Source organism: Micromonospora inaquosa, from assembly GCF_003857055.1.
Taxonomy (GTDB): Bacteria; Actinomycetota; Actinomycetes; order Mycobacteriales; family Micromonosporaceae; genus Micromonospora; species Micromonospora inaquosa.
The window spans coordinates 13,948-37,492 of record NZ_QGSZ01000394.1 but is presented as its reverse complement, the minus strand read 5'-3'; the positions used below and the strand labels follow the sequence as shown (position 1 = coordinate 37,492).

23 protein-coding genes are annotated in these 23,545 nt (G+C 71.5%); 9 read left to right on the top strand and 14 right to left on the bottom strand.

What is annotated here, in order from left to right; all coding sequences use genetic code 11:
• Positions 1 to 13 precede the first annotated feature (13 nt).
• The gene (locus DLJ59_RS35360; RefSeq protein ID WP_158630953.1) at positions 14 to 490 is read right to left on the bottom strand and encodes a GNAT family N-acetyltransferase; all 477 of its coding nucleotides are present in this window, start codon (positions 488 to 490) and stop codon (positions 14 to 16) included.
• Between the two features lie 176 nt (positions 491 to 666).
• Positions 667 to 1,524, bottom strand: a complete 858-nt coding sequence (locus DLJ59_RS35355) for an SDR family oxidoreductase (RefSeq protein ID WP_124778450.1) — start codon at positions 1,522 to 1,524, stop codon at positions 667 to 669.
• A gap of 96 nt (positions 1,525 to 1,620) precedes the next feature.
• On the opposite strand from DLJ59_RS35355, the gene DLJ59_RS35350 reads away from it, so the two are divergent.
• Entirely contained in the window at positions 1,621 to 2,016 is a 396-nt protein-coding gene (locus tag DLJ59_RS35350; RefSeq protein WP_124778461.1) for a winged helix-turn-helix transcriptional regulator, read from the top strand.
• On the opposite strand, the gene DLJ59_RS35345 is transcribed toward DLJ59_RS35350, so the two are convergent.
• On the bottom strand, positions 2,013 to 2,969 hold the full coding sequence (locus DLJ59_RS35345; protein WP_124778449.1) for a DMT family transporter: 957 nt from the start codon (positions 2,967 to 2,969) through the stop codon (positions 2,013 to 2,015). The two genes, DLJ59_RS35350 and DLJ59_RS35345, sit on opposite strands and share 4 nt — an antisense overlap.
• On the opposite strand from DLJ59_RS35345, the gene DLJ59_RS35340 reads away from it, so the two are divergent.
• On the top strand, positions 2,968 to 4,356 hold the full coding sequence (locus DLJ59_RS35340) for an aminotransferase-like domain-containing protein (RefSeq protein WP_124778448.1): 1,389 nt from the start codon (positions 2,968 to 2,970) through the stop codon (positions 4,354 to 4,356). The genes DLJ59_RS35345 and DLJ59_RS35340 overlap by 2 nt on opposite strands.
• Positions 4,357 to 4,397: 41 nt before the next feature.
• On the opposite strand, the gene DLJ59_RS35335 is transcribed toward DLJ59_RS35340, so the two are convergent.
• Entirely contained in the window at positions 4,398 to 5,360 is a 963-nt protein-coding gene (locus DLJ59_RS35335; protein ID WP_124778447.1) for a helix-turn-helix transcriptional regulator, read from the bottom strand.
• A gap of 424 nt (positions 5,361 to 5,784) precedes the next feature.
• On the opposite strand from DLJ59_RS35335, the gene DLJ59_RS37820 reads away from it, so the two are divergent.
• The gene (locus DLJ59_RS37820; RefSeq protein WP_244236396.1) at positions 5,785 to 6,447 is read left to right on the top strand and encodes a hypothetical protein; all 663 of its coding nucleotides are present in this window, start codon (positions 5,785 to 5,787) and stop codon (positions 6,445 to 6,447) included.
• A 131-nt stretch (positions 6,448 to 6,578) separates the two neighbouring features.
• Positions 6,579 to 8,090 (top strand): CehA/McbA family metallohydrolase domain-containing protein, encoded by a 1,512-nt coding sequence (locus tag DLJ59_RS35325; RefSeq protein WP_124778446.1) that lies wholly within the window; start codon positions 6,579 to 6,581, stop codon positions 8,088 to 8,090.
• 89 nt (positions 8,091 to 8,179) lie between these two features.
• Here the strand turns inward: DLJ59_RS35325 and DLJ59_RS35320 are convergent, their stop codons facing one another.
• Positions 8,180 to 8,776 carry a MarR family winged helix-turn-helix transcriptional regulator gene (locus DLJ59_RS35320; RefSeq protein WP_124778445.1) on the bottom strand — a complete coding sequence of 199 codons (597 nt, stop codon included), beginning with the start codon at positions 8,774 to 8,776 and terminating at the stop codon, positions 8,180 to 8,182.
• A gap of 113 nt (positions 8,777 to 8,889) precedes the next feature.
• Here DLJ59_RS35320 and DLJ59_RS35315 point away from each other — a divergent pair, with 113 nt between their 5' ends.
• From DLJ59_RS35315 to DLJ59_RS35305, 3 genes are all read left to right on the top strand, one after another.
• Positions 8,890 to 10,470, top strand: coding sequence for an LLM class flavin-dependent oxidoreductase (locus DLJ59_RS35315; protein ID WP_124778444.1), 1,581 nt, complete (start codon positions 8,890 to 8,892; stop codon positions 10,468 to 10,470).
• Positions 10,471 to 10,534: 64 nt separating this feature from the next.
• Positions 10,535 to 11,131: an ArsR/SmtB family transcription factor gene (locus DLJ59_RS35310; protein WP_124778443.1), complete on the top strand. Its 597-nt coding sequence runs from the start codon at positions 10,535 to 10,537 to the stop codon at positions 11,129 to 11,131.
• Positions 11,128 to 12,384, top strand: coding sequence for an MFS transporter (locus DLJ59_RS35305; protein ID WP_124778442.1), 1,257 nt, complete (start codon positions 11,128 to 11,130; stop codon positions 12,382 to 12,384). The genes DLJ59_RS35310 and DLJ59_RS35305 overlap by 4 nt, the downstream gene beginning before the upstream one ends.
• A gap of 5 nt (positions 12,385 to 12,389) precedes the next feature.
• On the opposite strand, the gene DLJ59_RS35300 is transcribed toward DLJ59_RS35305, so the two are convergent.
• From DLJ59_RS35300 to DLJ59_RS35290, 3 genes are all read right to left on the bottom strand, one after another.
• The gene (locus tag DLJ59_RS35300) at positions 12,390 to 13,085 is read right to left on the bottom strand and encodes an alpha/beta fold hydrolase (RefSeq protein ID WP_124778441.1); all 696 of its coding nucleotides are present in this window, start codon (positions 13,083 to 13,085) and stop codon (positions 12,390 to 12,392) included.
• A gap of 125 nt (positions 13,086 to 13,210) precedes the next feature.
• On the bottom strand, positions 13,211 to 13,810 hold the full coding sequence (locus DLJ59_RS35295; protein ID WP_124778440.1) for a DUF4291 domain-containing protein: 600 nt from the start codon (positions 13,808 to 13,810) through the stop codon (positions 13,211 to 13,213).
• A 100-nt stretch (positions 13,811 to 13,910) separates the two neighbouring features.
• Positions 13,911 to 14,948, bottom strand: a complete 1,038-nt coding sequence (locus tag DLJ59_RS35290) for an SMP-30/gluconolactonase/LRE family protein (RefSeq protein WP_124778439.1) — start codon at positions 14,946 to 14,948, stop codon at positions 13,911 to 13,913.
• A 281-nt stretch (positions 14,949 to 15,229) separates the two neighbouring features.
• On the opposite strand from DLJ59_RS35290, the gene DLJ59_RS35285 reads away from it, so the two are divergent.
• Positions 15,230 to 17,032 (top strand): acyl-CoA dehydrogenase, encoded by a 1,803-nt coding sequence (locus DLJ59_RS35285; protein WP_124778438.1) that lies wholly within the window; start codon positions 15,230 to 15,232, stop codon positions 17,030 to 17,032.
• Positions 17,033 to 17,048: 16 nt separating this feature from the next.
• Here the strand turns inward: DLJ59_RS35285 and DLJ59_RS36765 are convergent, their stop codons facing one another.
• Entirely contained in the window at positions 17,049 to 17,225 is a 177-nt protein-coding gene (locus DLJ59_RS36765; RefSeq protein WP_167493929.1) for a hypothetical protein, read from the bottom strand.
• Positions 17,226 to 17,321: 96 nt separating this feature from the next.
• Positions 17,322 to 18,041, bottom strand: a complete 720-nt coding sequence (locus DLJ59_RS35280) for a polyamine aminopropyltransferase (RefSeq protein WP_124778437.1) — start codon at positions 18,039 to 18,041, stop codon at positions 17,322 to 17,324.
• Positions 18,042 to 18,170: 129 nt separating this feature from the next.
• Here DLJ59_RS35280 and eccB point away from each other — a divergent pair, with 129 nt between their 5' ends.
• Positions 18,171 to 19,556 (top strand): type VII secretion protein EccB, encoded by a 1,386-nt coding sequence (gene eccB / locus DLJ59_RS35275; RefSeq protein ID WP_124778436.1) that lies wholly within the window; start codon positions 18,171 to 18,173, stop codon positions 19,554 to 19,556.
• A 22-nt stretch (positions 19,557 to 19,578) separates the two neighbouring features.
• Here eccB and DLJ59_RS35270 read toward each other — a convergent pair whose 3' ends face one another.
• From DLJ59_RS35270 to DLJ59_RS35255, 4 genes are read right to left on the bottom strand one after another with little or no spacing between them, the layout of a single operon-like run.
• Entirely contained in the window at positions 19,579 to 20,184 is a 606-nt protein-coding gene (locus DLJ59_RS35270; protein WP_124778435.1) for a class I SAM-dependent methyltransferase, read from the bottom strand.
• 54 nt (positions 20,185 to 20,238) lie between these two features.
• Positions 20,239 to 21,105, bottom strand: coding sequence for a carbohydrate ABC transporter permease (locus DLJ59_RS35265; protein WP_124778434.1), 867 nt, complete (start codon positions 21,103 to 21,105; stop codon positions 20,239 to 20,241).
• Positions 21,105 to 22,061, bottom strand: coding sequence for a carbohydrate ABC transporter permease (locus tag DLJ59_RS35260; protein ID WP_124778433.1), 957 nt, complete (start codon positions 22,059 to 22,061; stop codon positions 21,105 to 21,107). The genes DLJ59_RS35265 and DLJ59_RS35260 overlap by 1 nt, the downstream gene beginning before the upstream one ends.
• Complete coding sequence (locus tag DLJ59_RS35255) at positions 22,058 to 23,452, bottom strand: ABC transporter substrate-binding protein (protein WP_124778432.1); 1,395 nt, start codon at positions 23,450 to 23,452, stop codon at positions 22,058 to 22,060. The genes DLJ59_RS35260 and DLJ59_RS35255 overlap by 4 nt, the downstream gene beginning before the upstream one ends.
• Between the last annotated feature and the right edge of the window lie 93 nt (positions 23,453 to 23,545).

The window sequence follows — 23,545 nt, the reverse complement described above, 5'->3', positions numbered from 1 at the left end:
CCTGGAACCGGTGTCACGAAGCGGCGGCGAGGTACCGGCGGTAGCCAAGAGCGGACTGCGCGAACCCGACGGACGCGTAGAACTCGTGGGCTTCGATGCGGGCGGCGTTGGACACCAGCTGCACCTTGTAGCAACCCGCTGCCGTCGCGTCGTCGAACGCCGCCAGCACCAGGGTCCGGGCGACCCCACGACGGCGCCATCCGGGCGCGACCACCACGTTCTCCACCACCATGTACGGTCGCGCGCCGTGCGTGAGGTTGGGGACGACGAGGGTGTCCAGGGTCCCCACGAAGGTGTCCCCGGCGACGGCCAGCAGGAGGCGGCGGCCGGCCTGCGCGTGCAGGTCGCGCCAGGCGGCGGCGAGCCGGGCGGCGGCGAGCCGGGCGGGGTCCGGCCGCGCGTCGCCGGGAGCGAGCTGCCACAGCACGTCGAAGACCTGCTCGGGGTCGTCCTGCGGGACGGCGGCGCGGACGGCGAAGTCGCCGCTCACCGGACCGACCCCCGACGGTCCAGGTTGGACCGCGTGGGATTTCGACGTGACCGCCCGGTGTGCCGGCGGAACTGGTCGTCGACGTGCCTGAGCATGCCGTCGAGGATACCTGCGCAGCTGCCCCGGATGGCGACGACGACCCGGGACCTCACCGCCCGCCTCGCCGCTGACCCCGGTCAGGCCCGCGCGGCCTGGATGGCATCGCGCAGCGGGGTGCTCGACCGGCCCAGCAGCCGGCTGAGGTCGTCGCTGTCGGTCGCCAGCTCGCCGTTGGCGATCGAGTGATCGAGCGCGGCGACGAAACCGGCGGTGCCCGCGTCCAGGCCGACGTTCTCCAGGGCTGAGGCCAGCTCGGCGGCGGACATGTCCTGGTGGACGACGGTGGTGCCGGTCACGGCTGTGACGGCCTCGGCCAGCTCGTCGAAGGTGAACGCGGTGCCGCCCAGTTCGTAGACGGCGTTGCCGTCCTGCTCGTGGGTCAGCGCCGCCACCGCGGCCCCCGCGTAGTCGGCCCGGGTCGCGGCGGAGATCTTGCTGCCGCCGGTGGCGCCGAGGATCGTGCCAGACCCCAGGTACTGCGGCAGCTGGTCGGTGTAGTTCTCGGTGTACCAGCTGTTGCGCAGCACGGTGTGGGTCAGACCGGACGCGGCGAGGACCTCCTCGGTGGCCTTGTGCTCCGGGGCGAGCGGGTTCGCTGTGGTGTCGGCCTTCAGGATGCTGGTGTAGACGAGACGCTCCACTCCGGCGAGCTTGGCGGCGTCGATGACCGCGGTGTGCTGCGCGACGCGCTGACCGGGAGCGTTGCCGGAGATGAGCAGCAGGCGGCGTACGCCGGCCACGGCACCGGGCAGCGTCGACGGGTCGTCGTAGTTGGCCTTGCGGATCTCGACCCCGCGTGCGGCCAGGTCGGCGGCCTTCTCCGGGTTGCGGACGATGGCGGCGATCTCGGCGGCGGGTACGCCGCTGTCGAGCAATTGCTGGATCACCAGGCGGCCCAACTGGCCGGTGGCGCCGGTGACGGCATAGATGGGCATGGGAACCTCCGGAGGATGGGAGTAAATCAGTAAGCACTTACGAATCTACAGCACTAACCAATGGGAGGCATGAGATAGGCTGGTGAGGTGAGCGACATGCCGGCCCAGGACCCGGCGGGGCCTACCCAGGAATTCGTCAGCGATGTCTTCGCCAGGGGTTGCACCTCCCGGGCGGCCTTCGAGGACGTCACCTCGAAGTGGGCCTCGTTGGCCCTGTTGGCGCTCGGCGAGGGCAGCTACCGGTTCAACGCGCTGCGCCGCCGCATCGACGGGGTCAGCGAGCGGATGCTCTCCCAGACCCTGCAGACCCTCGAACGCGACGGGATGCTCACCCGTGAGGTGCTCACCGCCATCCCACCCCGCGTCGAATACTCGCTGACCCCGCTCGGCGCCCGGGTCGCCGAGCAACTGCGGGGCCTCGCCGATCTGCTGGAGGCCTCGGTGCCCGAGGTGCAGACCGCCCGCGACAGCCACGAGCGCGATCGGGGCTAGGGCGATCCCGCGCCGGCCCCGCGTCGCGCCACTACCGTCGGTGGGCTCTGGCGGATGCGCTGGGTCGCCACGACGCATGCCAGCACCACCAGCGCCGCCGCGATCGAGGCGGGGGAGACCACCTCGCCGAGCAGCAGCGCCGACCACAGCAGGGTCAGCACCGGCTGGGCGAGTTGGACCTGGCCCACCTGCGCTATGCCACCCCGGGCCAGGCCCGCGTACCAGGCGAAGAAGCCCAGGAACATCGAGACCCCGGTGAGATAGCCGAACGCCGACCAGGCAAGAGCGTCGGCCCGCGGCGGACTGGCAGCGGCGGCAACTGCCGTGACGGGAACGGTGACGGGAAGCGAGAGCAGCAATGCCCAGCAAATCGTCCGAGCGCCGCCCAGCTCGCGGGCGAGCGCGCCGCCCTCGGCGTAGCCAAGGCCGCAGAGCACTACCGCCGCGAGCAGGAACAGGTCGGGCACTGTGAGTGCCCCGCGTACCGCGCCGCTGGCGCCGAGAAAGGCGAGGACGGCCAGCAGTCCGCCCGCGCTCACGATCCAGAACAGCGGCGGTGGGCGTTCGCCGGCCCGCAGCACCGCGAACACGGCCGTCATGGCGGGCAGCGCGGCGATGACGACGGCGCTGTGCGCGGAGGTCTGGGTGAGGAGCGCCATCGAGGTGAACAACGGAAAGCCGACGATGACGCCGAGGGCGACGACCGGCAGACGTTGCCACTGACCGCGGGTAGGCCGCGGTGCGCCGGTGAGGCGCAGGTACGCCAATGCCAGCAGCCCCGCGCCGACAGCCCGGCCGAAGGCGACGAACCACGGGTCGAGTTGCTGCACGACGATGCGGGTTGCCGGAAGGGACAGGCTGAAGCCGAGCACGCCCAGGGCACCGAGGCCGAGCCCGAGGATCCGATCCGCTGTTACCGTGTTTTCGGCAGTAGCGCTACTCTCGTCTCTCATGGAAAACGGTAACGCAGCCCAACGCGTTATCCAAGATCTGCGGGGTCTCGCGGCCGCCGCCGGTCCCGGTGCCCGGCTGCCCTCGGTACGCGAGTTGACCGCCCGACATCAGGCCTCGCCAGTCACCGTCGCCGAGGCGATCCGTCAGTTGGCGGCCGAAGGGCTGATCGAAGCGCGACCCGGCCGAGGCACCTTTGTGGCCACTTCACCGGATGAGCCGGGGGTGCCCGACCTGTCCTGGCAGACCGTCGCGCTCGGGCCCCGCCGGTTCGGTCCGGACGAGATGCAGGCGCTGTTGGCGCTGACGCCTGCCGGAACGATCCCGCTGTCCGGTGGTTACCTCGATGCGGCCCTCCAGCCTGCCGCCGCGCTCGGCTCCGCCCTCACCCGAGCCGCCCGCCAGCCCGCGAGCTGGCAGCGTGGGCCGGTCGAGGGTCGTACGGATCTGCGCGCCTGGTTCGCCCGCGAGGCCGGGGCGGGGCTGCACGCCGAGGACATGCTGATCTGCCCCGGTGGGCAGGCCGCTTTGTCGTCCGCGTTGCGGGCGCTCACCGTGCCCGGCGACGCCCTGCTCGTCGAGTCGCCGACCTATCTGGGTGCGTTGGCCGCGGCCCGCGCGGCCGGGCTGCGGGTGGTGCCCGTGCCGGCCGACGCCGACGGGGTACGGCCCGACCAACTCGCCGCCGCGTTCGCCCGCACCGGCGCCCGGCTCTTCTACTGCCAGCCCCTGTACGCCAACCCACATGGCGCAACACTGGCGGAGTGCCGCCGGGCGCAGGTCGCCGAGGCGGTACGCGACGCCGGGGCGTTCCTGATCGAGGACGACTACGCCCGTGACCTCACCATCGACGATCCGGCTCCGCCACCACTGGCCAGCGATGATCCCGACGGCCACGTCATCTACCTGCGCTCGCTGACCAAGTCGACAGCCCCCGGGCTGCGCGTCGCCGCCATCGGAGCCCGGGGCCCGGCCGGGGCGCGACTGCGCGCCGCCCGGCTGCTCGACGACTTCTTCGTCGCCGGACCACTGCAACAGGCGGCGATCGACTTCCTCACCTCTCCGGCGTGGTCGCGGCATCGCCGGGCACTGCGCGCCGCCCTGCGGACACGCCGTGACGCGTTGCTGACCGCGCTACGCCGGCATCTGCCAAGCCTTGCCCCACAGTCGATCCCACGTGGCGGCATGCACCTCTGGGTGCGCCTCGCCGCCGGCACCGACGACGCGGCACTGGCCGCTGCCGCGGCGGCCGAGGGCGTTGCCGTCTTCCCGGGTTGGCCCTGGTACGCGGCCGAACCCCCGGCCCCGCACCTCCGCCTCACCTACGCGGCAGCCGCACCCGAACTCATGGACGAGGCCGCTCGACGTCTCGCCCGCGTCCTCCGTTGAACACCGGGTGCCTGGCTGGTTGGCATCCTGAGCGGGGGGTCTCAGGTGTTCAGGGTCTTGCGTGGCGGCACACCGTAGCTGGCCCGGTATCGCGCGGTGAACCTGCTGTGGCTGGCGAACCCCCACCGGCTGGCGATCGCCGAGACCGTCTCCTGGCGTGGGTCGGCGCGGACCAGGTCGTGGTGGGCCCGAGCGAGCCGGACCCGACGCAGGTAGGCCATGGGGGTGGTGCCGAGATGACGGCGGAAGGCGAGTTGCACCGCCCGGAGGGACACGCCGGCGGCGCTGGCGATGTCGGCCGCGCTGACGTCCCGGTCGGCGTGCTCCTCCAGGAACGTGATCGCCCGTCGCAGCGTGGCGGTGGTGGCGTCGTTTCGGTCCGCGGCGGTCGGTTCGGTGAACGCGGTGTTGGGAAAGACCGCGAGCGCCGCCGCGGCCAGCATCCGGGCGGCGTTGCCGATCACCAGCGACTGCGCCCCGGCGGTCGGGCAGTTCAACACGACGTCGCGGACGAAGCTGGTGGTGCTGCGCCACTGCCGGGCGAGGACCGCACTGGCGGCACTCAGCTCGGTGAACTCGATCCGACCGGGCCGGCGGGCCGGTGCGGTGGTGGCCACCTGCGCCAGCACCGACAGGTCCAGTACGCAGAGTTCCACCTCACCGGGGTGCCAGCGGACGGTGCACGGCTCCTCCGGCCTGGTGACGAGGAAGACCTCGCCGGGGCCGAACCGGTGGGCCGATCCGGCGCTGGAGCGATCGACGCGGGCGCTGCGGGTGCGACCGATGACCAGCCCGCCGAGCGTGTTGGTATCGATTTCCAGGTGCCCGGTCTGGCTGGTGGTCGCGATGGCGAAGGGACCGGTGGAGACGCGGCGGTGGGTGAGCCGGTATCCGTTCCTGCTGTGGATGCGCAGCTTCGGGTCGTACGTGGCGGAAAGGAAATCCTGGATGGCCGCCGGGTCACGGCTGTCGAACTGGTGGATCTGTACTGGCGATGACGTCATCCGCTGTCTCCGTCCAGTGGAGGTGCCGCCGGGTGGAACGGGTGTCGACGGCAGGATCGGGACGTGCCGGGGTGCTCGGCGGTGACCCGGCACGTCGTTGGCCGGCGGTGCGGTGAGGTGGAACGTCGCGAGCGGGACGGCAGCGACCGGTTGACGGCGTCGGATCTGGTCTGATCATTCAGTGGCCCGAGGGCGCAATATCTGTAGATGGGAATCTCACCATACGACAGTGAGTGACGTGTCGTCCTGCGAATCCCCGTGGTGTGTCGGCAGCTTGACTTCGTTTTCTGACTAGCGCGCCGAATGGTTCTACGTCTGCTGTCCTAGCCACCCTCATGGCGGACAGCGAAATCTTGTTCATGATTCGTTTCCCGGGGGGCGACCGGGTCACTGCCGGGAAACCGGCCATCGGAAGGGGGAAGCGTTGGACAGTACTGATCCTGACCGCATCGTTCGGCTGGCCGTCGGCGCGGTGCTGGCCCGGGTGGCGGACGAGGACAGCCTGGGTCTGGGCGAGGGGGACGCGCTGGAAAGGCTCGGGGGCGGGCTGCGTGAGGTGCTGCGCCGCGCACTCGACGACCGGGTGCCACTGACCACGCCGGAGTTCGTCGACCTCTGCCGCGACCTGGGTCTGCACCGTGACGCCTTCGACCTGCTCGGGCACTACCTGATGACCGCGTTGCTGACCCAGCACGTCGGGCCGGACGCCCTGATCCGCGTCGGGGTGCTCCTCGGCACCGTCGGGCGCTACCTGCCCGGTGCCCGTCCGGTGGCCCACCGCAACGAGAGCCCCGCGGCACGGCGACGCGACGTGCGCTCGGACAACAGCGTCGTCGGCCGGTACCGCCGCGCCAAGCTGCCGGAGCACCTCCCCAACCCGCCGAGCTGGACCTGCACCGGTTGCGGCCGCGAGTGGCCCTGCGCCACCAAGCAGAGCCAACTGCTCGCCGAGTTCGGTGGAGCGCGTGCCTCCCTCGCGGTCTATCTCGGCTCGTGCCTCGTCGCCGCCGCCGAGGACCTGCCCACACTGCCGTTGCCTCGGGCCCGGCTCCGATTCCTGGGCTGGCTGCCGCGAGCCCGGCTCTGACCGGGCCGCTGCCCGCCCGGCACCCCCAGGGTGTTCATCGTGTGCACCCGCTGCGTACGTCGGGCGTTCACCGGCCTCTTCGAGGCTCCTTGATCGAACGAGCATTCGCTTGATCGAGGAGAGGCTTCCACGTGTCAGACAAGCATCCTGAAGAGACCGAGCACCCGCAGCTGTCCCGGCGCAAGCTGGTCAAGTACGCGGGCGTCGGCGCGACGTTGGCCGCGGCCAGCCCACTGGTCGGTGCGGGAGCGGCGTGGGCCGACGAGGACCGTCGGCCGGATGAGCACGACAAGCCCGACCGGGGTAACTCCAAGAACCGGGTGTGGCGCGCGGGCGACCATCACATCCACTCCGAGTACAGCGGCGAGTTCGACACGACGAAGTCCCCAATCGTCTTCCACAAGGGCGCCGACGCGGTCTACCCGATCGTCACCAACGCCATCATGGCGAAGAACTTCGGCCTGACCTGGGCGATGTGCACCGACCATGGTGGGCCGACGCATTCGAAGGTGAACATCGAGCAGGCGTACCCCGACCTGCTGCGATCCCGCAAGCTGGTCCCCGAGGTGCTCCAGTTCTGGGGTATGGAGTTCGATGCGCCCTCGCTGGACCACCACACGCTGATGATCCCGCGCCACGACGACGAGGCGAAGCAGCTCTTCGAGCTGGAGAGCCGGTTCGCCAAGTACGACGCGTTCCCCACCGACCCGGCCCGCGACACCGAGGCCAGGATGGTGGAGTTCCTCAAGGTCGCCCGGGGCATGCCGCACAAGCCGCTGGTGATCGCCCACCACGCGTCCCGCTCGGCCCCCGGGCTCGGCGTGTACGGCCAGGACACCCCGCGCGAGTTCCGCAACGGCAACAACGCCGCGCCGGACGTCTACATCGGCTTCGAGGGCGCGCCCGGTCACCAGGCCGGCCCGCTCAACGGCGGTGCGCGGGGCGGGTACGGCAACCACCCCACCTACGGTGGCTTCGACCAGATGACCGCCCGGGTTGGTGGCCTGTGGGACTCACTGCTCGGCGAGGGCCGGCGCTGGTGGATCACCGCGACCTCGGACTCGCACGTGCACTGGAGCCGCGGTGGGTCCGACTTCTGGCCGGGCGAGTACAGCAAGACCTACGTGCACGCCCGCCAGGACTACGGCGACATCATGGACGGCCTGCGTAACGGCCGGATCTGGGTCACCACCGGTGACCTGATCCGCAGCCTCGACGTCACCGCCACCTCTCAGGGAAAGACCGCCGAGGTGGGGGAGACCATCACGGTCAGCCGCCGCAACCGTACCGATGTCGAGATCGAGATCAAGTTCCGTCCGTTGAACGGTGTGAACGGAAACGGCGAGCGTCCCGAGGTGCGCCGGGTCGATCTGATCGTCGGCCAGATCACCGGCCCGAGCGCCAGCCTGGACGCCGACACCAATCCCACCACCAAGGTGGTGGCCCGGTTCGGCCCGCGTGACTGGCGTCGTCAGGGCGAGGACTACGTCATCCGGCACACCCTGCGCAATGTCGAGGCTGACACCTACGCGCGGGTGCGTGGCACCAGCACGGACGAGACCGAGCCGCTCGCCGACGGGCTGGAGAGCCCGTGGGACGACCTGTGGTTCTACTCGAACCCGGTGTTCGTGCACGTGCGCTGACCGAGCGCGGTAGCCACATCGCGGGCCTGCCCGGTACTGCTCGACGGACGACGTCGGGTGGTGCCGGGCAGGCCGGCCGTATCAGTGGGTCAGTCGGTGCTGCGGCGGCGGGCTCGGGGGGAGGCGGCTCGGCCGCCTCGCGCCGCCGCAGGACCGGTCCGGGGGGCAGCGGGTGCCGCCGGCTCGGCGTGCACCTGGGTCACCACCTCACAGAGGTCACGTAGCGGGTCCGCCGCCTGGGCCGAGCAGGCGACCTTCTGCAGCAGTGACCGCAGCGTCGCCGACTCGGTCGGCGTGAGCGCCCCCAGCAGATGCGACTCGACCTGCCGCAGCGCCGATCGCCGCTGCTCCCAGGCTGCCCGGCCGGCGTCGGTGACCTCGACCAGCCGGTTGCGCCGGTCGGCCGGGTCCGCGCGACGGGCAACGAAGCCGGGCCGCTCCAGGTCATCGATCAGGTACGTGAGGACGGTGCGGTCGATGCCGATCTCCTCGGCGATCGCGCCCTGGTTTCGGGCCGGCCCGTTGATCGCCGCGGTGAGGAGCTGGTAGCCGCGAGGGCCACCGGGGAAATCGGTGAGCGCGTGCTCGGCCGCCCGGACGTAGCCGCGGAAGACGATCCCGAGCATCCAGCCCAGGTCGTCCTCGAGCGGATCGGGCCGGTCCGGCCGGTGAGTGGCACCCGTCATCCCCCGACAATACCCCAGTGACCCAGACCTTGCCGACAGCAGATGTTCTGTGTGGCATAAGGTTATGGTCACGACGCATCACTGGAGGCGTCGGCGAATCGGGAGGCTCGCAGATGAGCGACTACGGCCACGACCTGGTCTTCGGATCCTTCGTAACGCCCAGCGCTGGCAATCCGGACCGTACGGTCGGCGTCGCCATCCTGGCCGAGCAGATCGGGCTGGACCTGGTCACCTTCCAGGATCACCCGTACCAGCCGGCGTTCCTCGACACCTGGACGCTGCTGAACTTCGTCGCGGCCCGCACCAGTCGGGTGCACGTCGCGGCGAACGTGACGAACCTGCCACTGCGCCCGCCGGCCGTGCTCGCCCGCAGTGTGGCCAGCCTGGACCTGCTCACCGGTGGCCGGGTCAGCCTCGGCCTCGGGGCGGGGGCCTTCTGGGATGCCATCGAGGCGATGGGCGGCCGGCGGTTGACCCCCGGCCAGGGCGTGCGGGCGCTGGAGGAGGCCATCGAGGTCATCCGTCAGTTCTGGGACGTCGAGACGCGCGGCGGCGTGCGGGTCGACGGCGAGTTCTACCGGGTGGTGGGCGCCAAGCGGGGGCCCGCTCCGGCCCACCCGGTGCCGATCTGGCTGGGCGCGTACAAGCCCCGGATGCTCCAGCTCACCGGCCGTCGGGCCGACGGCTGGCTGCCCACGCTGGGCTACCTCCAGCCCGGTGACCTGGCCAAGGGCAACACGATCATCGACGACGCCGCGCAGGAGGCCGGCCGGTCCCCGCGGGACGTGCGTCGGCTGCTCAACATCGCCGGGCAGTTCTCGACCGTCGGGCGCGGCCCCCTGAACGGACCCGCCGAGCAGTGGGCCGAGGAACTGGCCGAGCTGGCACTGGGCGACGGCGTCGGCACCTTCATCCTCGCCAGCGACGACCCCGACGACCTGCGCCGGTTCGCCGGCGAGGTGGCCCCCGCCGTCCGCGAGCTGGTCGCGGCCGAACGTGACCAGGGTGCGGCCCCGACGCGTACGCCGGCACAGCCGGAGCCGGCGGCGGTCGTTGCGGCGCCGGTGCGGGCGAGCCGCGCCACCGCGACCGGCGGTGCCTTCGCCGTGGTGCCGACCCCCGACGACGGCGTACGGCGAAGCGAGCAGCAGGTGTGGGACGAGTCGACCCGGCCGAGCGGGCCCACACCCGACCCGGAGCGCACCTACACCCCGCAGGAGCAGGCGACCGGTGCGCACCTCGTGCAGATCCACGACGGTCTGCGCGCCGAGCTGGCCCAGATTCACGATCTGATCGATCAGGTGGCCGCCGGGGAGATCGACGCCGGCGCGGCCCGCTCCCACATCAACACGATGACCATGCGGCAGAACCGGTGGACGCTGGGCGTCTACTGCGAGTCGTACTGCCGCATCGTCACCACCCACCACACCATCGAGGACCAGTCGTTCTTCCCCCGGCTGCGGGCGCAGGACCCTCGGCTCGGCCCGGTGGTCGACCGGTTGGAGCAGGAGCATCACGTCATCCACGACGTGCTGGAGGGTGTCGATCGGGCCCTGGTCGCGTACGTCGGGTCGCCGGACGGCCTCGCCGAGCTGCGAGCCGCGGTGGACCTGTTGACCGACGCCCTCCTGTCGCACCTCAGCTACGAGGAGCGGGAGTTGGTGGAGCCGCTGGCGCGGTTGGGCATCGCCTGATCGGCGGTCCGCCGCCGCGGCTCGGGGGTTGCCCCGACCTGATCTGAGAGACTACTTTCGAAACATGCCTCTCAAGAATCCGTACGGGGATTTCGAGATCACCGAGCCGCAGGCGCTCCGGGCGCTGGCCCACCCGGTCCGGTTGGCCATCCTCGACCGCCTCCAGCGGCACGGCCCGGCCACCGCCACCGGGCTCTCCCCGCACGTCGGCGCGACCCCGTCGGTGGTCAGCTGGCACCTGCGACACCTCGCCACGTTCGGCCTGGTCATCGACGCCGAGGGCACCGCCAGCAAGCGTGAGCGCTGGTGGCAGGCGGCAGCCCGGGGCTTCCGCTTCGAGTTGCCCGACGACGCCGAGGGGCAGGCCGCCGGCCGTCAACTGCGCGGCGAGATGTTCGCCCGCGCCGCCGAGGCGCCGCAGCAGTGGCTGCTGCACGACGAACCCCGGCTGGACGCGCAGTGGCGCGGGGTGGCCGGGGTGTCCGACACCCGGTTCGTCGCCACCCCCGAAGAGCTGCAACAGCTGGAGGCCGCCATCGAGGAACTACTCGCTCCGTACGTGCGGCGCAAGGACGACGACGCGTCGCCGCCCGACGCGCGGATCGTCCGGATGCTGCGCTACCTGCTGCCCGAGCCCGGCGACGACCCGGCCACGTCGTGACCGCCACCGCCACCGCGCCCCCGTCGGCCCTGCACCGCGACCGGAGGTTCCGCACCTTCTGGATCAGCGAGACGATCTCGCAATTCGGCGATCGCGTCAGCGAACTGGCCCTACCGCTGATCGCCGTCACCCTGCTCACCGCGACACCCATACAGGTCAGCGTCCTCACCGCGTTGATCTGGCTGCCCAACCTGCTGGGCCTGTTCCTGGGCGCCTGGGTGGACCAGCGCACCCACAAGCGGCGACTCCTGATCGCCGCGGACCTGATTCGCGCCGCAGTGCTGCTCAGCCTGCCGGTGGCCTACCTGTTCGACGCGATCACCCTCACCCAGCTCTACCTGGTGGCGCTGCTCACCGGCGTCGGGGCGGTGCTCTTCGCCATGGCGCGTCAGGCGTTCTTCGTCGCCCTGGTGCCACGCTCGGCGTACGTCGACGCGACCAGCAAGCTGAGCATGAGCCGATCGCTGTCCTTCATCGCCGGCCCGGCCGTCGGCGGTGGGCTGGTCCAGGCGCTCAGCGCGCCGGTCGCGATCGTCGTCGACGCGGTCTCCTTCCTCGGCTCCGCGTTGCTGCTCAGCCGCATCCCGGTGACCGAGCCGCCGCCCCCGCCGCGTCGGACGTCCACTCTCGGCATGGTCCGCGAAGGGCTCGTGCTGGTGCTGCGGCACCCGGTGCTACGGGCCGCCCTCGGCTGCACCAGCACTGTCAACTTCTTCACCTTCATCGCCAGCGCGCTGCTGGTGCTCTACGCCAGCCGTGACCTCGACCTGTCGGCCGGCGCGATCGGCATCGCCTTCGGGCTCGGCGCGCTCGGCGGCTTCGCGGGTGCGGCGCTCGCCCCACGGATCTCGCGCGCCATCGGCCTGGGCCGTACCGCCATGATCGGCGTGGTGCTCTTCCCCGCACCGTTGGCGCTGACCGCGTTGGTGTCCGGACCCACCTGGACGAAGGTGGCCATGCTGGCGGCCATCGAGCTGGTCTCCAGCATCGGGGTGATGCTGATGGACGTGAACCTCAACGCCCTCCTCGCCGCCGTGACACCCGACGACGCGCGAGGGCGCCGCGCGGGTGCCTACAGCGCCGTCAACTACGGCACCCGACCGCTCGGCGCGCTGGTCGGTGGTGCGTTGGGGGCCACCATCGGGCTGCGGCCCACCCTGGTCATCGCCGGCCTCGGTGGCGTGCTCGCCGTGCTGTGGTTGCTCGCGTCACCCGTGCGCCACATCAGAACCCTCGACGAACCGACGACCTGACCCGGTCAGGCGGCCTCCGCCAACAGGACCCGGGCCAGTTCGGTGGGCTGCGAGAACATCGGCCAGTGGCCGGTGTCCATCGTGATCAGTCGCCAGTGGTCGCTGGTCAGCAGTTTGGCCACCGTGTCGTTGGGCTCCGGCCCGTCGAGCAGGCACTTGACGTACGTCGCCGGCAGCTCACCCAGCGGTCGGCTGAGCACCGCCGGCTCGGTCAGCGTGGCGCCCGGGTGCGGGGTGGAGCCGTCAACCAGGCGGGCGACCTGCTCGTCGGTGAGACCCTGACCGTCGAAATCGGTCGCACCGAGCGGAGCCCACTGCCCGCCGTTGCCGGCGAGTTGCGCCTCGAAGGCCGCCTGACCCTGCCACCAGCCGGAGGCGAACGACCCGCCGTCGACCGGGACCTCCGAGTCGACGAAGATCACCCGGCTCAACCGGTCGCCGATCCGCTCGGCGGCCTGACCCACCGGGATGCCCGCGTAGCTGTGCCCGACCAGCACCACGTCGCGCAGGTCGCGGCCCTCGATCTCGTCGACGATGTCCTGCACGTGGGTCTGCTGCCCGGCGGGCACGTCCCGCTTGTCGGCGAGGCCGGAGAGAGTCAGCGGGTGCGTGCCGTGGCCGGCCGCCCGCAGTGGTGGCACCACCTCGTCCCATGCCCACGACCCCAGCCACGCCCCCGCCACCAACACGAATTCAGCCATGGCCGGGAGCCTAAGGCAGCCCTGCGACAGGTCGGCGGGTCACGACCACGCCCGGCAGCGCCTCATGCAGACCGACGAACTGCGGCTCCGCCGGGATGGGACCGAGGGCCGTTGACGGCGAAGCGTCACCCGCTGGCGTCGAGGTGGGCCGCGATCTCAGTCGGCAGTGGATAGCTTCGTTCGACCGGCAGGTGAGCTGTCGCCGCCGGTACGTCATCCGCCCGCACCAGGTCCCGTACCCGGTGGACGGTGGGGGTGATGTCGGTGATGCCGACCAGCCAGTCGTCGACGTACCTGGCGACGGCTTCGCCGGCCAGCCCGACCTGCAACGACCGGTGCGGCAACGCGTTCAGGTGCAGTGTCCGTTCCGGATCCCACTGCACCCGTACCGGGCTGGTCCTGAGGTGTCGTGACCACGTCGCACGATCGCCGTGCAGGCCCCGGTCGTAGTGACTCAGGCAGGCTCGCGCCAGCGCCCACTCGAAGCCCTCCCGGGTGATGTCGATGGCGAGCACGCGCTCCTGCCCGGGCTTGGTGGCCCAGCCGCAGCGGTACATCATCCACAGGAAGGACGGCTTGATCCAGGTCATCCGCTCACGCTTGAAGGGGGCCACGAAGCGACCGGCGGCCACCGCCGGAAGCGCGATCTCCGGTGGGTACGCCTGGTACACGGTGATCGTGTCGGCCGAGTAACGAGCACGGATCTGACGGGCGGGAACGGACACCCTGCGATCTTCAACCATCGGACCGCACCCGTTCCACCGGAATTCCGGATCCTGGGGCCGGAGGTCACCGCCGCGAAGCCGCGGGCGCGGGAGTGCCCACTCAGGCGTGGTCCAGTGGGGGAGGCCCGGCGTCGACCGGCATCCGGTAGATCTGGACCGGGTAGTCGACGGCCGCGTGCCCGCCGTTGAGCCCGGCGGTCAGGTGCAGCTGGGCCGCCGGCATCCAGAGCCGGGCCTCGGCGTCGAGCCACATCGCGTCCACCCAGGCCAGCCGGGGGTCGGCGACGAGCGTACGCACGCTGCGGTCGGGTGCGAGGACGAGGACGCGCCGCCGTTCCAGGTCGCTGAGGTAGATGGTGCCGGTGGCGTCGATGGCCGTGCCGCCGGTGCTCGGCGTGTCACACCACCGTTCGACCCGCCGGGCCATCTCGTCAGCGGAGATCGACGGGTCGTCCAACCAGCGGGTGGCGATCCGGGACATCCCGCCGGAGGCCGGTTGGTAGTAGAGCCAGCGACCGTCCGGCGACACCTCCAACTGGTCGACGTGCAGGCGTACCTCGGCGCCGTCCGGGTCACGCAGCGTGCGCCCGTCGGGGATGACCGGGCCGCCCGCCGTGCTCGGATGCCCGTCCAGCACGCGTCGGGACCGACCCGAGTCGAGGTCGAGCACGATGAGGCCGGCCGCCCCGGCGTCACTGAGGTACGCCATCCGGCCGTTGAACCGGACGTCGTCGACGTAACTGTCCGGGTGGACCGCCTCGTCGAGGTGGTAGACCTGCTCCACGTGGTCGCCGTCCAGGTTGACCGCGATCAGCCGAGCGCCGCCCGGCACCTGTGCGCCGCCGACCTGGGGCGTACCCGCGTCGACGATCCACAACCGGCCGTCCGGGCCGGCGCGCAAGCCGTTCACGTGCACGAACGCCCCGTCCGGCGGCTGGTCGACGCGGTTCCACCCGGCATCGGGGTACGGGTCACGCTGCCCGTCCGGCAACGCCTCGACGACCTGCACGCCGGCCCGGTCCGCCGACGGGTAGCTCAGGAACACCCGCCCGCGCGCTGTGGTCACGCCCGTGCACACCCGGTCCTCCTGAAGCACCGGCGTCAACCGGGGATCCTCCTCGGTGGGCAGCGACGACATCGACCCGCTCCTCACCCGCCCGGCGGCGTCCTCGACTCCGGTGGGTGGCCGACGGCTCCGGCCATCCGGCGCGGTATCCCCGGCGACTGCCGGCCGAAACGCCGAGCACCGCCGGAGTGCCCACCCAGGCGGACTGCTCGTAGGCCTCGGTGTGACACATTCCGCTCGTCGGACCCCACCGGGGCCGGTGGTGCGCGCCCTGTCGATCGGCCAGGATGGGCCGGGGCGACAGTGGGCCGTCGCTCCGGCCCGACCCGCCCCCGTGCCCGCAGAGGAGTGCCGTGCCGTCCACCCTGCTCTCCCGCCGTGACCTCGACTTCCTGCTGCACGAATGGCTGCGGGTGGCCGACCTTGTCGAGCGTCCCCGCTACGCCGAACACTCCCGGGAGACCTTCGACGACGCCCTGGACCTTGCCGAGCGGGTGGCCACCGAACAGTTCGCCCCGCACAACCGCGCCGCCGACCTCGCCGAGCCCACCTTCGACGGGCAGCGGGTCCGGCTGATCCCGGAGGTCCGCGCGGCCCTGGACAGCTTCGCCGAGACCGGCCTGCTCACCGCCGGGCTGGACGCCACTGTCGGTGGTCTGCAACTGCCGCACGCCGTCGCGGCGGCCTGCTTCACCTGGTTCCAGGCCGCCAACGTGGCCACCTCCGCGTACCCGTTCCTCACCCTGGGCAATGCCAACCTGCTGCTGGCGCACGGCAGCCCCGAGCAGGTGGACACCTACGTCCGGCCCATGCTGGACGGTCGGTTCTTCGGCACCATGTGCCTGTCCGAGCCGCACGCCGGCAGCTCGTTGGCCGACATCACCACCCGCGCCGAGCCCCAGACGGACGGCACGTACCGGCTCTTCGGCACCAAGATGTGGATCTCCGGTGGCGATCACGAGTTGGCCGAGAACATCGTCCACCTGGTGCTGGCCCGCGTCCCTGGTGCGCCGCCCGGGGTCAAGGGCATCTCGCTGTTCATCGTGCCCAAGGTGCTGGTCGGCCCGGACGGGTCGCTCGGCGACCGCAACGACGTGGTGTTGGCCGGGCTCAACCACAAGATGGGGTTCCGGGGCACCACCAACACCCTGCTCAGCTTCGGCGACGGCGCACACACCCCGGCCGGCCGCCCCGGAGCGGTCGGGCACCTGGTCGGCGCGCCCCATCAGGGCCTGGCGCAGATGTTCCACATGATGAACGAGGCCCGGATCGGGGTCGGGGCCGGCGCCACCGCGCTGGGTTACACCGGCTACCTCAAGAGCCTGGCGTACGCGAAGGAGCGGCCGCAGGGCCGGCCGGTCGGCGCCAAGGACCCGGCCGCCGGGCAGGTGCCGATCATCGACCACCCCGACGTACGACGGATGCTGCTGGCCCAGAAGAGCTACGTGGAGGGGGCGCTGGCGCTGGTGCTCTACTGCGCGCGCCTGCTCGACGAGCAGAAGACCGCTCCGGCCGAGGCCGACCGCGAGCGCGCGCACCTGCTGCTGGACGTGCTCACCCCGATCACCAAGAGTTGGCCGTCGCAGTGGTGCCTCACCGCCAACGACCTGGCGATCCAGGTGCTCGGCGGTGCCGGCTACACCCGCGACCACGATGTGGAGCAGCACTACCGGGACAACCGGCTCAACCCGATCCACGAGGGCACCCACGGCATCCAGGCACTGGATCTGCTGGGCCGGAAGGTGACCATGCAGGGCGGAGCTGGTCTCACCCTGCTGAGCGAGACGATCGGCGACACGGTCGAGCGGGCCCGCAAGGCCGGCGACGAGGCGGCCGAGCTGGCGGGCCGGCTGGCCGCCGCGATGGACCGGGTCACCGCTGTCACCCGTCGACTGTGGGCCGACGGCGACCCGGTGCTCGCGCTGGCCAACGCCAGCGCCTACCTGGAGGCCGTCGGACACGTGGTGATCGCGTGGATGTGGTTGGAGCAGGTGCTGGCGCTGCCGCCGGAGGGGGCCGGCGACGCGTTCCACGCCGGCAAGCGGCAGGCCGCCCGCTACTTCTTCACCGTCGAGTTGCCCCGGACCGGCCCGCAGTTCGACCTGCTGGAGAGCCGGGACCGGACCACCCTCGACATGCGGCCGGACTGGTTCTGATCGGGGCCGCCGCGCGTCACCGTCGGCGGGACTGGTGGCTCATGGCCTGCCGCCCCTTGACGACGCCCCAGATGATCACGATAACCAGCGCGATCACACCGATGATGATCAGCCAGCGGACCGCTTCGAGGAGCAACCCGAGCAGGATCAACACGCCGGCGACCACGCCGACGACCCAGAGCAGTGCACGCATGTCGACCTCCCGTAACCGGCCGTGCCGAATGCGGCCGGCCCGGCTTCTGGTTCCCCGTCCGGCCGACACCATGCGCGAGCGGCTTACCGGAGCCGATCAGGGGCCGGTGCGCGCCACGTAGACGGTGTTGGCCGACTGACCGCCCGTCAGCGGGTTGGCGAACGGCACGACGTGCGCCCGAACGCTCGCGAACACCTCGGTGAGCGCGCCGGTGAACTCGGCGTCCGGCGGGTCGTCCGACCAGAGCGCGAAAACGCCCTCGGGGCGCAACAGGGCGGCCAGGCGGCGCAACCCGGCCGGCGGATAGAACGCCGCGTGGCTGGGGTGCAGGACGTTGCGCGGGGAGTGGTCGACGTCGAGCAGCACGGCATCGAAGCGTCGACCGGGCGTCTCGGTGTCGAAACCGGTGTCACCGGCCACCGCCGCGAAGAAGTCGGCCTGCACGAAGCGGGTGCGGGGGTCCTCGGCGAGCCCCGCCGCGAACGGCAGCAGCCCGCGTCGGTGCCAGTCGATCACGTCCTCGATCGCCTCCACCACGAGCAGTGAGCGCACCCGGGGGTCGCCCAGCGCCGCGCAGGCGGTGTAGCCCAAGCCGAGACCGCCCACCACCACGTCGAGGGAGTCACCGGCCACCTCGGCGAGACCCAGCCGCGCCAGCTCGATCTCCGCGACGGGGAAGAGGCTGGACATCAGGTACTCGTCGTCGAGCTTGACCTCGTACACCTCGACCTGGAGTGCCGGGTCGCGGCGTCGGCGCAGGCTGATCGCGCCGATCGGGGTCTCCCGCCAGGCCAGCTCTTCGAAACGCGCGCCCACGGGTGCCCTCTCGCCGCCGGATTCGTCCATGGATGGTACCGGTTGCCCCGCGACGGGCGGCCACGCAGGGTCCACCTGACATCGACGCAGCGCATATCCTGTGCGCGGTCGATCCACCGGAGGGGACTCATGCCGTCGCGGCAGGACCAGCTGCACTCCTACCAGTTCAGCGTCCAGCGGGCAGTCGCCGCCCTGGTCATGCGGGAGACCGATCCCGCGCAGTCACCGTTTCGGCGGCTGGCCGGCGCCGGCCTGGCCAGCGTCCTGGTGGCGGCGATCGGGCTCGGTGGTTTCGCCCTCTACGGCCTGTTCGCCGGCGGCGGCAAGGGGTGGCGTGACGCGGGCGCGGTGATCGTGGAGAAGGAGTCCGGCGCCCGGTTCGTCTATCGCGAGCAGAGGCTGCACCCGGTGCTCAACTACGCCTCGGCGCTGCTCATCGTCGGCGCGGACCGGTCCAAGACGGTGCTGGTTTCCCGGCGCACGATCGACGGAGTGCCGCGCGGGCTGCCGTTGGGCATCGCCGACGCACCCGACTCGTTGCCCGCCCCCGGGCGGTTGGCCGCCACCGCGTGGACGGTCTGCTCGACGATCCCGGCCGGCGCGGGCGTCCAGCAGCCCCGCTCCGCCCTGTTGATCGGCACCGAGCCCGGCGGCGGCCGGCCGCTGGGCGACGACGCGCTGCTGCTGCGCCACCCCGACGGCGGGCTGCACCTGGTCTGGCACCAGCGGCGCTACCTCGTCCGTGATGCCAGCCGGGTGCTGGCGGCGCTCGCCACCACCCGGGCCCAGGCAATTCCGGTGGCGCCGGCACTGCTCAATTCGTTGCCCGCCGGCGCCGACCTCGCCCCGCTCGACCTGCCCGCGCTGGGCCGGCCCGCCCCTCGGGTGCCGGGTGCCACTGTCGGCACGGTCTACCTGGTGAGCAACTCCGGTGGCGGCCGGCAGTACGCGGTGGCGCTCGACGCCGGCCTGGCCGGCATCACCGAGTTGCAGGCGGGGCTGCTGCTGGCCCGCACCGGGCAGGGCGAGCCGGTACCGATGACGTTGGGCCGGTTCGCCGCGCTGCCCAAGGTGCCTGATCTCGCCCCGACCGGCCCGAACGCCCCGCCGCCGGCCCCGCCCCGGCTCGCGACCGCCGACGGTGGCGCGCTCTGCACCCGCATCGGAGACGACGGCGGGGTTGGTCAGCTGCGTTCGGGCGTACCGCTGCGGGACCTGACGGCCGTGCCCCGCACCGCGCCGACCGGCGGTGTGGTGCTGGCCGACCATGTGGTGGTGGAGCCGGGCCGCGGCGCGGTGGTCGAGGCCGCCGCGGCGCCCGGCGCGACCGGCGGCGCGGTCTCCGTGGTCACCGACCTGGGCCGGCGGTACGTGCTGGCCGACCGCGAGGTGCTGCCGATGCTCGGCTACCGCGACGTGCGACCGGTGCGGCTGCCCGCCGGGCTGGTCAGCCTGGTGCCCGCCGGCGCCACCCTCGACCCGGCCGCCGCCCGCGCCGTCGCCGCCCCGGACTGAGGGTGACGCCTCCCCGCCGGTGTCAGTCCGCCGGCCGGCGCAGGACGCTGACCGCGAACGGGGCGTCGTCGCGCCACGGGCGCAGATCCCAGGTGGCGAAGCGGTGCTCCACGCGCAGCCCGGCGGCAACCGCGTCGGCGTCGAACGCGGTCAGCGGGTAGCCGCGTTCGGTGCCGAAGCCCACAGTCAGCACGCCGTCGGGTCGCAGGTGCGCGGCGACCCTGCGCAGCACCGCTGGTTCGGTGCCGACGGCGACGAAGGCGAGCACGTTGCCGGCCAGCACCGCCGCGTCGAACGGTTCCGCCTCACCCAGCGCCGGTAGGTCCAGCTCGGCGAGGTCGCCGACCAGCCATGTCGGGCCCGGATAATCGGCGCGGGCGGCGTCCACCAGCGCCGGGTCGGCGTCCACCCCGACCACCGTGTGCCCCCGCTCGGCCAGCGCGGCACCGACCCGGCCGGTGCCGCTGCCGGCGTCGAGAATGCGGGAGCCGGGCGCGACGAGGGCGTCCACCAGTCGGGCCTCGCCGGCCAGGTCAGCGCCCTCGGCCGCGAGCTTGCGGAACCGGTCGATATACCACTGTGAGTGCTCGGGACCGGTGTCGGTCGCCCAGCGGGTCGGGTTGGCCATGAGGCCACCGTATCCGGGCCGGCGGGGGCCGGGCGGGCGACCCGGACGAGACGATCAGCCCTTCTCCGCGCCGCTGGTCAGCCCCTCGGTGAGCAGCCGTTCGCTGGCGAAGAAGAGGATCACGATGGGCAGGGTGAGCACGACCGACCCGGCCATCAGCACCGTCTTGGGCACCTCCACCCCGTCGGCGAGCAGGGACAGCCCGAGCGACACCGTCCACCGGTTGGGCTTGTCGACCAGGAACAGCAGCGCGAAGAGGAACTCGTTCCAGGCGATCATGAAGTCGTAGAGCGCGACCGCCATGATCGACGGCATGGCCAGGGGCAGGCTGACGCGCCGGATGATGCCGAGTCGACCGGCACCGTCGATGGCTGCGGACTCCTCCAGACTGACCGGGATGGTCTCGAAGTAGTTCTTCAGCATGTAGACCGAGACCGGCAACGTCTGCGAGATGTAGACCAGCACCAGACCGAACAGTGAGCCGCGCAGCCCGGCCCGGGTGAAGACCACGAACAGCGGGATCGCGATGACGATCGACGGGAACAGGTAGACCGCCAGGAACAGGAAGTCGACCTGCCGCCGGCCGAAGAACCGCAGCCGGGCCACCGCGTACGCGCCGGGGATCGCGACCAGCAGGGTGAGCACTGTCGCCGCGACGGCGACCAGCCCACTGTTGCGGATGAAGGTGAGGAAGCCCTGGCCGCCGTCGTCGGTGGCCTTCAGGACCTCGGCGTACGTGGCCACGGTCAGCTCACCGAAGCCGACCACCAGCGCACCCGGGTCGAGCAGCAGCCGCTCGATGGGGCGCACCGAGAGCACCAGCATGTAGTAGAAGGGGAAGACGGTGATCAGCAGGAACACGGCGATCACCAGGCGGCGCAGCCAACGCAGGCTCACCGTCTCGACCACGTCCCGGTCCATCAGCTCACCCTCCGTCCGAAGAAGCGCAGATAGATCAGCACGAACACGATGAGCACCACGGCCAGCACGACGGCCTGCGCAGCCGCAGCCCCGATGTCGGTACGGGCGGTGAGGAACTCGTACACCCGCACGCTGACCACCTCGGTGCCGGCCGCACCACCGGTGAGCAGGTAGACGTCGTCGAACTTGTTGAACGTCATGATGAAGCGCAGCACGCCCAGCAGGGCGATCACGGGCAGCAGTTGCGGCAGCAGGATGTGCCGGAACCGCTGGGTGGGAGTGGCGCCGTCGACCCGGGCGGCCTCCTCCAACTCGCCGGGCACCGCCTGGAGCCGGGCCAGCAGGAACAGGAACGCGAACGGGAAGTACCGCCACGCCTCGAAGACGATCACCGTGGCCAGCGCTGTCGACTCCTGGCTGAGGAACGGCACCGGGGCGTCCCAGCCGAGCAGGCGTTGCCCCCACGCGTTGACGATGCCGAGTTGTGGGTCGAGCATCACCTGCCAGACGAACGTCACGGCGACCACCGGTGCCACGTACGGCAGCAGCATGGACGCCCGGACCAGGGTGCGGCCCCGGAACGGCCGGCGGACGACCAGCGCGGCCACCAGGCCGAGCACTATCGACCCGACGGTGCCGCCGATGCTGTAGAGAAGCGTGACCCACAGCGTCTCGGCGAAGCCGGGGGTGTGCAGCACCCGGTCGATGTTGTCCATGGTGAACTCACCGAACAGGCCGGTCTTGCGCAGCGTGGCGAGCCGGACCCGTTGGAAGGCGAGCACCACTGTCCACACGATCGGGATGCCGATGACCGCGATGGTGACGAGCAGGGTCGGTGCGACCAGCGCGAGCCCGGCCCGGGATTCGCGGCGGCGCAGGGTCAACGGTCGGCGCTTCGGTGGTGCCGGCCGCTCCCCGGTGGGGGAGCGGCCGGTGTCGGGCGCGGTGGTGGTCAATTGACGCCCGCCTTGATGGCGTCGACATCCTTCTTGGCGCGGTTGGCGGCTGCCGCCGCGTCGGACTTGCCGGCGATGAGGTCGCCCAGCACCTTGGGCACCGGCAGCTCACCGAGCATCGCGCCGACCAGCTTGCCCTGCCCCTGGCTGAGGCCCCAGCGCCCGAAGGTGTCCGGGCTGCGGCGCAGCGTGGCGAGCACCTCGTCGCCGTACACGTCGGCGAGGGGTTTCTTGGCGTCCACGCCGGCCTGGCTGGTGTTCCAGGCGGTCAGGTACGCCTCCGGGTCGGCCGGGGTGCCCTTGCGCACCGGGAAGCGGCCCTCCGGGGACATGCCGAACCAGCGTGGGTAGCCGTCACTGAGCATGTACTCCACGAAGGACTTCGCCGGGTCGGCCGCCGCGCCGTCCAGCACCGCCCACGAGCTGATCTCGCCGTACTGGGCCGGTTCGGAGCCGTTCGGGCCCTTGATCGCGGTGACGAACCCGCTGTTCTTCGCGAGGAACGCCGGGTCGGTCTGGCACTGGGGGCAGGTCGGCTTGGCGTCGTTGCGCAGCCCGGCCAGCTCGTCGAGGATGAACGGGGACCAGATCACCATGGCCGCCTTGCCCGCGAAGTAGGTGGCCCGGGTGGTGTCCACGTCCTGCGCGCCCTTGACCGAGCTGGTGCGGATCAGGTCGCCGTAGAAGCGGAACGCCTCGACGCACTGGGGCGAGTCCAGGGCGACGTTCCCCGAGTCGTCGGTGAGCTGGCAGCCGTTGGCCAGCGCCAGGTGCTCGAAGGTCTGTTGGGTGAACACGTCGCTGGGGGCGGTCGCCGCGGTGATCCCGGCGACGCCGCCGGTGTTCAGCCGCGCCGCGGCGGCGGTGATCCGCTCGTACGTGTCGGGGGTGGGCAGGCCGGCCGCGGCGAACAGGTCCTTGCGGTAGACGAGCAGTTGCCCCCACCCGTCGCTGGGTACGGAGAGCTGTTTGCCGTCGTCGTCGGTGAGCTCCAGCGCCCGGGGGGAGAACGTCTGCCTGCCCAGCTTGTCGACGACCTCCGCGTTCGCCGAGGCGTGCAGCAGCTCGTTGCCGGCGAGGGTGCGGATGCCGGCGAGGGAGACGGACCCGACCACGTCGGGCAGGTCGCCGGCGGCGGCGTTGGCGGCGATCAGGGAGGGGAACTGGTCCTCGTTGACGGTCACGAGGTCGACCTGGATCCCGGTCTTGGCGGTGAAGTCGGCGATGATCGCCTTGGTGGCGGTGACCCGGTCGGCCACGTCCTCCAGGCTCCAGACGGTGATCTTCTTGCTGTTGCTGTCTGGTTCGTCGTCGCCGCAGGCCAGCAGGGTGGACGTGGTCAGTGCCAGGATCAGGGTGGTGGCGAGTATCCGCCTCGGAGGTGCTGACATCGGTGGCACTCCTCTCGAAGGGTACATGACGGATCCAACACCTTCGATTGATCAATAGCAAGACATATGGCCATTTTTTGCTATCCTGGAACC

Excerpts from the sequence above, each read along its gene's own strand:
- DLJ59_RS35355 (WP_124778450.1), bottom strand. The coding sequence starts at position 1,524 with ATGCCCATCTATGCCGTCACCGGCGCCACCGGCCAGTTGGGCCGCCTG.
- DLJ59_RS35350 (WP_124778461.1), top strand. The coding sequence starts at position 1,621 with ATGCCGGCCCAGGACCCGGCGGGGCCTACCCAGGAATTCGTCAGCGAT.
- DLJ59_RS35340 (WP_124778448.1), top strand. The coding sequence starts at position 2,968 with ATGGAAAACGGTAACGCAGCCCAACGCGTTATCCAAGATCTGCGGGGT.
- DLJ59_RS35345 (WP_124778449.1), bottom strand. The coding sequence starts at position 2,969 with ATGAGAGACGAGAGTAGCGCTACTGCCGAAAACACGGTAACAGCGGAT.
- DLJ59_RS35335 (WP_124778447.1), bottom strand. The coding sequence starts at position 5,360 with ATGACGTCATCGCCAGTACAGATCCACCAGTTCGACAGCCGTGACCCG.
- DLJ59_RS35320 (WP_124778445.1), bottom strand. The coding sequence starts at position 8,776 with ATGACGGGTGCCACTCACCGGCCGGACCGGCCCGATCCGCTCGAGGAC.
- DLJ59_RS35315 (WP_124778444.1), top strand. The coding sequence starts at position 8,890 with ATGAGCGACTACGGCCACGACCTGGTCTTCGGATCCTTCGTAACGCCC.
- DLJ59_RS35310 (WP_124778443.1), top strand. The coding sequence starts at position 10,535 with ATGCCTCTCAAGAATCCGTACGGGGATTTCGAGATCACCGAGCCGCAG.
- DLJ59_RS35300 (WP_124778441.1), bottom strand. The coding sequence starts at position 13,085 with ATGGCTGAATTCGTGTTGGTGGCGGGGGCGTGGCTGGGGTCGTGGGCA.
- DLJ59_RS35290 (WP_124778439.1), bottom strand. The coding sequence starts at position 14,948 with ATGTCGTCGCTGCCCACCGAGGAGGATCCCCGGTTGACGCCGGTGCTT.
- DLJ59_RS36765 (WP_167493929.1), bottom strand. The coding sequence starts at position 17,225 with ATGCGTGCACTGCTCTGGGTCGTCGGCGTGGTCGCCGGCGTGTTGATC.
- eccB (WP_124778436.1), top strand. The coding sequence starts at position 18,171 with ATGCCGTCGCGGCAGGACCAGCTGCACTCCTACCAGTTCAGCGTCCAG.
- DLJ59_RS35270 (WP_124778435.1), bottom strand. The coding sequence starts at position 20,184 with ATGGCCAACCCGACCCGCTGGGCGACCGACACCGGTCCCGAGCACTCA.
- DLJ59_RS35265 (WP_124778434.1), bottom strand. The coding sequence starts at position 21,105 with ATGGACCGGGACGTGGTCGAGACGGTGAGCCTGCGTTGGCTGCGCCGC.
- DLJ59_RS35255 (WP_124778432.1), bottom strand. The coding sequence starts at position 23,452 with ATGTCAGCACCTCCGAGGCGGATACTCGCCACCACCCTGATCCTGGCA.